This is a genomic window from Bacteroides rodentium JCM 16496 (assembly GCF_000614125.1).
GTDB classification, from domain to species: domain Bacteria; phylum Bacteroidota; class Bacteroidia; order Bacteroidales; family Bacteroidaceae; genus Bacteroides; species Bacteroides rodentium.
The window spans coordinates 1-6,802 of sequence record NZ_BAKJ01000087.1 but is presented as its reverse complement, the minus strand read 5'-3'; the positions used below and the strand labels follow the sequence as shown (position 1 = coordinate 6,802).

Annotated in this window: 5 protein-coding genes and 1 pseudogene; all 6 read right to left on the bottom strand. The window is 49.4% G+C overall.

The window, feature by feature from the left end:
- Window positions 1-1,875: DUF6443 domain-containing protein (locus tag JCM16496_RS20110; protein WP_025836320.1), on the bottom strand; the 1,875-nt coding region annotated here is incomplete at its 3' end.
- Between the two features lie 14 nt (window positions 1,876-1,889).
- On the bottom strand, window positions 1,890-3,524 hold the full coding sequence (locus tag JCM16496_RS24425) for a hypothetical protein (protein ID WP_244440518.1): 1,635 nt from the start codon (window positions 3,522-3,524) through the stop codon (window positions 1,890-1,892).
- A gap of 667 nt (window positions 3,525-4,191) precedes the next feature.
- Window positions 4,192-4,860: a hypothetical protein gene (locus JCM16496_RS24420; protein WP_244440517.1), complete on the bottom strand. Its 669-nt coding sequence runs from the start codon at window positions 4,858-4,860 to the stop codon at window positions 4,192-4,194.
- Window positions 4,861-5,087: 227 nt separating this feature from the next.
- Window positions 5,088-5,189: a smalltalk protein gene (locus tag JCM16496_RS22820; RefSeq protein ID WP_159102455.1), complete on the bottom strand. Its 102-nt coding sequence runs from the start codon at window positions 5,187-5,189 to the stop codon at window positions 5,088-5,090.
- Between the two features lie 102 nt (window positions 5,190-5,291).
- A pseudogene (locus tag JCM16496_RS20095) lies at window positions 5,292-5,920 on the bottom strand (DUF6266 family protein).
- 224 nt (window positions 5,921-6,144) lie between these two features.
- Window positions 6,145-6,309: a hypothetical protein gene (locus JCM16496_RS22815; protein WP_159102485.1), complete on the bottom strand. Its 165-nt coding sequence runs from the start codon at window positions 6,307-6,309 to the stop codon at window positions 6,145-6,147.
- Window positions 6,310-6,802: the final 493 nt, after the last annotated feature.

Sequence of the window (6,802 nt, the reverse complement as noted above, 5' to 3'; positions counted from 1 at the left end):
TTTGGTCAAATTGCCGTTCGCATCATAAACATACTCGTTCGCCTGCTTAACACCGTCCTTGAACTCGAAGCCGCCGTTGTAGGCAGAGGCCGCAACAGCATCATCCACACGGGTCGGACGGTTCCCTGCAAGCGTGAAGGTGAGGTTGTCTATCAGGCCGTAGGCAGAAGCTGAGGTCTGGCCGTAACGTAGCAAAGAAAGGATATTCCCGTTCTTGTCATAGCCCGTAACCTTTTCAGTATAGCGGCCTGCGCCGTGAGTGGCGGAAGTCAGCCGGTTCAGACCGTCGTAGCTGAAGGTGTAGCGGTGGCTGCTGCCGTTTACGGTCCAGTCCATGGCAGTGATGTTGCCGTTGTAGCCTGCGCTGCCATTGTTATAGTTCAGTGTCTGAGAGAACTTGCTCCCGGAGATGCCGGTAAGCCAGCTGCGAAGGTTATAGGCATACGTCGAAGTGTGCAAGGCGTCGCCCAGCTTCTTGCTGTTTAGGCGGCCGAAGTTGTCGTAGCCGTACTCGGCCAGCGTAACCGTAGGGCCGCTGCCCAACTTATGCTGCACCTTCTGCAGGCGGTCGGCAGAGTCGTAAGCATAAGTCGTTACCTCGGTAAGGCTTGTGCTGCTCGTACTACCTGCACTCTGCGTATGCGTCACCGTCAGAGGCTTGTCGGTGAAGCTATAAGCGGTAGTGGTCACGTCATAGCCGCTCATCTCATTGCTCTCCACACGTTTCACTTCACGTCTGCGGATATCATAGTAAAAGGCTTTCCAAACGGGGCCGCTGCTTCCCAAGCCAGCCACCATCTGGCCCGTCAGAAATCCTCTGCTGTAACCGGAGGTGTCGTTGCTGAAGTTGCTCGCGGGAAAGCCCTGGGTGCCTACAAAACTGTAACTGTCATAGTAGTTCCTGATGTGCACAGTGGTGCCCGAAGTAGTCACTTTGTTGGTGCATACACCTTGTTCCGTCAGGCGGTTCAAGCCGTCGTACTTGTAATACGTCCAGTTACCGGAGGTGAGGGCACGCTGGTTACCGTCCTGCGAGAATACCAGGCGGTCGGCATTGTCATACACCATTTCCATATATCCCGCACCGGGAAGCTTCTTCCAGATACAACGGTTACGTCCGTCGTATTTGTACTGAAAGGCATACAAGTCGAGATTGGCCGAGCTCTGGTACATGGGCTGGAGCACGAAACAAAGATTACTTTTGTCGTCATACACATAGTAAGTGTCGTGCGTTTCACTGCCTTTCATCTGACGTGTCAATACGACATGCCCCATCTTGTCGGTGAAGGTGTAGCCCACGTTCAGGTCTTCATCGGTGGTCTTAACAACCGAAAGCTGGCCGGAAGCATAGCTGCCGTTACTCGTCAGTGCACCTGCACTGCTTACACTATAGTTGATGCAGTTCAACTGTGCGTTAGCCGTACTGTTGGCCAGATAGTCCGTATTGACGGAATGCCCGCTATACCATGCAGCTCCCGGTCCGTATTCCTTTACGGTACGGTTCAGCGGAGAAGCCTCATACACCGGCTGGCTGTAAGGACGCGAGTCATTACCATAGTTGCCGGGCGCACTGCTCTTGAAAGAAGCAGGTGCCACATAATCGGCAGACGAGTCTATCGGCAGCCAGGAATTCGCGGCACGTCCTGCAACGTCGTACTCCTGCAGCGTCACCAGATTGCTGTTGCTTGCCGTCACCTTCTTCAATACCGTCTGGAACGGACGTCCCAGACCATCAAAATACTCCACTTTATCCAGATATTTACCTCCCGTTTCATCCAGCATGCTACGGGTACGCACATAATTGTGGCTGGCATCCTGCCCCGCTGTTGTCAATGCATAGCACAACAACGCCATAAACATATATTTTCGTTTCATACAATTCTTTCGTTTCATTGGGGTTTGTAATTATACTGATATTCATTCACTACCTTTCCATTATGGTCCTTAACCTGGAACAAGCGGTTGAAGTCATCATAGGTAAAGGTCGCTTTCTCTTTATTCGGTTCTACAATTTCCGTAACACCCACAAGCGGGCGATAGAGATAGGTGGTAACCAAAGCATTGTCGTTGGCAAGCCCGTTTCGCACTGTGTTCAGGACAGCTGTAATGGACACAGTATTCGCATTGGCCGGCAGTTGGCTGATGCCCGCCGACGAGATTTTCTCTACAGCCTCATACGTCTTTCCTTCTATCTTGGCCACCGGATAAAGATTGTTATAGGCCCACAGGAAGCTCACCGGCAGATTGTTGCGTATATAACCCAGCAGCCGGCCTCTCGAAGTGTACTTGCCAAACCAGATATCCTGCACGTATGCTCCCGCATAATCAGCCAGTGTCTTGGGCGTAGTAGAGTTGAATTTCAACGTACGTTTGGGCAGAATCATGCTGAGCGTGTCTTTATACTCCGTCTTCCACGCGTCCACTACTTTGCCCGCGGAGAGTTCGATACGTTCTATGGGTATGCCTACCATATATTTCTCTTTCATCTTGACGGAAACGGCATCCGTAAAGATGTTTGCATATTTAAACTGCTTCTCTTTCTCCACCCCGTGCTTGTTACTCTTCAGGGAAGACAGCATCCCATAACCGTTATAGGCATATCTCTCTTCGTCCACTACATTGCCTTCAGCGCGATAGTCGGTGGTCACCTTCTTGCTAAGATAGTACGATTGTGCCCACAGATTGTAAGGCTGCATGCTACGGGTAGGACGGGAATAATCCGGATTGAAATAATAGTTGCGTATTTTCGGTGCCCAAACCTCTTCCGAAGAAGAGGATGAGTAGGTGTACTCCTCTTTCTTCAGTAACTTATGGTTTTTATCCCGGTATTCTACCGATGAAAGTTTACCGTTCTCATAGTCAGGCACCGTAGGAATACCGGCCAGGTAGATATCAGTAACCTCATCCGGAACGTTATGGTATCTGTAAGTGGTATATCCCTGAGTAGCCATGTCGCCATATGATTCACTGACCGCCGTATATCCCACAAGGTTTCCTCTGGAAAGATTCGTCAAAGGGACATAAGGAGCGGATTGAATCAGTTCGTAGTAAGCGCTCATCCAGTTTCCTGCCCAACTTTGCATTTGTTCCACATAGACCGGTGCGTTGAATACCGGCTTCACCATCAGCTTTGCATTCTGATATTCGAACTTACGCCAGCTCCGGTTACCGTTGCCGTCCGTATTCGTGATGGACTTGATACGCAGCCCGGCACCCAGGTAATCCTTATCCAAGGGAGCATTCGTTTTGCCTACTACCTCTACCGAAATATTGACAGGATACTCCAATCTTACATTCTGCACTGCCAATGTCACGCGATACGTACCTCTGTCCAGTTGTTTTTCAATGTCATCGGGCCAAGGCTCCATCACGTCATAATCGGGAGAAGAGAACAAGGCTCTATAACCATCACCCTCTTTCTTCTCGAGTTGTGTTGTGTAAGTAAGCGACGAAGCAAGATGTTCACTGGGATGAGGTTCGTCATGTCTTCTGCGGATGATAATCTTGGGATTGGCATCGTCCACTTCAAAAGCTCGCCAATATACATAAGGACAGGAGCTCCGGGTGCTACGGGCTGCATACCGTTGTCTACCAGGTTAAGGGTTCCTTTGCGCAAGGGGGGCATCATAGGCAAATACTCAAAACGATGTCCTTCGTATTCAAAGGTAGTTGTACCGCCCGTAGGATAGGTGACAGTGCGCAGTGTCCCTATCTTACACAACGCCTCGTTGAATGAACGGTCCATACCTTCTTTGAACAGAGTCGTTTTTTCACTCGGTCTGATAGACTCCGACCAATAGATGCTGGGACTAATCTTCAAAAAAGTATTTGTCGGTGTTGCACCGTTGTAGAATCCCCAGACATCTACAGACAAGGAGCGTTTGGGAGGCAATTTCCCCATATTGTAGTCCAAGGTATATACATTGCCGGTCTTTGAACCCACCAAATCATACACCTTCGACAGTAACAAGCGGTCATCCTGTCCATGAGTAGTGGCAGCCATCCCGCTAAGCAGGTATTTATACTCCAGCATGGTGGTTTTGACGAGGTTACCGGCAGCATCACTCACCTTGATGCTTGATAGTTTCTGTACCTTTTTCCCGGTTTCCGCACTCTCTATGTCTTCACGGTCTGTCGTTCCGAATTCAACTTTACCCCCTTCAAAGGTAATGGCGGACAAGGTCCACTGCTCTATCTTGGAGTAGGAGTAATTGTAGTTAAATTTATCCTTGAAATCAAGTCTGTCATGGTCCATGTCTTGCTACTTATATCATATACCATCTTTACCACTTTTTCTTGTGTCTGGATGGTAGGCACGGCATTCTGTTGCCGGTTATTCTTCAATACGTTGAAAAACATGGAGCCCGAATGTCCGCCTGCATGGAAGTAGAACATGTCTGGTTCGGCGTCATAGTCACCTTTGAAATAATCCATATACTTCTCCAAATTAAAAACAGTCACATCAAATCTGGGATCGGTCAACCACGGAGCATCAGTAAGGTTGTAGCACCCGCGTGAACCAAAGTCGTCCATGCCCTGTACCTGCCTGATGACGCAGCCTCCTGCCTGGAGGGTCCATCCGAGACCGACCCAGGTGGCTTCTTGCGCCACGCGTGTTCCGTCCGTATGGTAAGATAGTGCGATGGGAAACTTCTTTCCGTCAAGGTCTATTTCGTAGATTGGGATAGTCAGATTGGCCTGACCCACATAATTGTCGGTAGGTATCAGTCCATACGTTCCCAATGAAGCTGCATTGGGAGATATGGGGACAATCCGGAGGTTGGTTTCTGGATTTTGCGCATATGCAGCTGTCGCCTTCAGTAAAAGGAACAGTAATAAAAAAAAGGATATTCTTTTCATGATGAATCGTTGTTATTAGAAAAATTATTCAATATGTTTTGCGTGATAAGGGATGGGGAGGCTGTCCGAAAACTCTGCAGCAGCTTTTTTTTAGAAGACCCAGATTACGCGGAAAACGCGGATTTTTCTTTCTTCTTTCCGTGAAATCCGTGTTATCCGTGCCTGGAAAATCTCATAATGCAAGCACATCCTGAGTTCTCGGACAGCCGGGGAAGGGCGCGGTGTGCCTACAGCGGCATGGCCTGCACACCCAGCACGCTGGCGATGGTGGCAACGATGGTGCCCACAATCTTCAGGATTTCTTTCCAGGTTTCTTTACTGATTTTCATGTCAAACAATGATTAATGGTTAGTGGTTGGTGCCCGGCTGTAGAAGTTCAGCCGGGAATTGATTATTGAAAGCGGGGAATCCGGATATGGGATTCTTGGACGTCAGCCCAACGGGTTCTCCCCTTGGTCTCCGTCATTGCCACCACCGGAAGTGCCTCCGCCCGTATCCGGGGTTTCCTCCTCCTCGTAAGCGTCGTTCTGCAGGCAGACGCTGTTGGTGACACGGAGACCGTTCTCCGAGGCAAAAGCCAGGTAGACCGCCAAAGCCTCGCCATCCCAATTGTCGGGCAGGGTGAGTTCCACCTTGCCCTCACCGCGGGTGGCACCGGAAAGCAGGTAGACCGCATCGCCACGCACCTTGTTGTAGGCCAGCGGCATCGCCAGGTCGGTAGCCAAAGCATCGCCCATCCCACTATTATCATCCCAACTGAAAGAGAGCTTGCCCGCTTCTTTCGTCACCGCAGCATTGAAGGCGGGCATCAACGTGCCGCGGGCCACCAAGCACGTTCATAATCCACGGCCAAATCCACGCCGCTACCAACGACAGCATGACGGAGCATGTAGCTCATGGCCGCATTAAAGGCTGTGCATCCTTGCCCCAACTGTTTATAGCCTGTACGCACATAAGGCACAATGGCACACAAGAAACGTAAACTCTTAGTAAATTTGCCACGTTGTGCCTGCTGCTTCATCGTGCGAGGATTATTGACGCTGATGGCCAATGCACGCATATAACTCACATTTTTCCAGGAACTGCCCACCACAGTCCCCACTCTTCCGCTGAATCCTCCAAGGATTCCTTGTTTAATCTGTCCCATAATGATAAAATATTTTAGGGAACCGAAGACAAGCAATATGCCTGCCTCCACGAAGCCGCCACACGCTGCAGCGGGCTTCTCCGCCAACGGCCTTTACCATTTGGCTGTACAAATATAAACCAAGAAAACAGTGGATTTTAAAAAAGCGTGGTGCCTGCCTCCGTTTGCATCGCCTTGCCTAAGATATCATAATCCGTGCCCCCGCTGCCGTTCTCCAAGTAGCCGACCTTCGTCAGCCTCGACAAGCCGTCATACGAGTAGTCGTAACCGTGAAATACACCGTCACCACCCGGAGAAGCCACCTACCAGTCCATACCGCTCGCATTGCCGTTACGCTTCTCGGTCACCAGACGACCACGGTCGTCATAATACACGGCACTGTCGTCATACGCGCCCGAACCGTCGCTGTGAAGAGAGGCACAGCCCGTAAGGTAAAGTAAGTTTTAAGAATTAACTCATACCATACTGAGCGTAGCGAAGAATCTCTTCCTTATGTGTATATAAACTGAATATCAACATTTACTTATTATCTTGGATATAAGTGACAGGAACTCAGAAATAAAAATTCCTGCTCATGCACAAAGGCACAAGCAGGTGATCTATAAAGCTAACAAGAGATAATCAAAATTTCCCATATTGATATTTATTGAGGTCCTATATCTTTTCTTCTCACTATCTCAGAATCCTTGATATTGCCGGAAACATGAGTCTTTTCACCCGTAATAATCTCAAACATCTTACCTTCTTTTTCAGCAATTTGACGTTCTCCACGAATCTGCTTAGTATTACTCAAAT

Excerpts from the sequence above, each read along its gene's own strand:
- JCM16496_RS22820 (WP_159102455.1), bottom strand. The coding sequence starts at position 5,189 with ATGAAAATCAGTAAAGAAACCTGGAAAGAAATCCTGAAGATTGTGGGC.
- JCM16496_RS24420 (WP_244440517.1), bottom strand. The coding sequence starts at position 4,860 with ATGAAAAGAATATCCTTTTTTTTATTACTGTTCCTTTTACTGAAGGCG.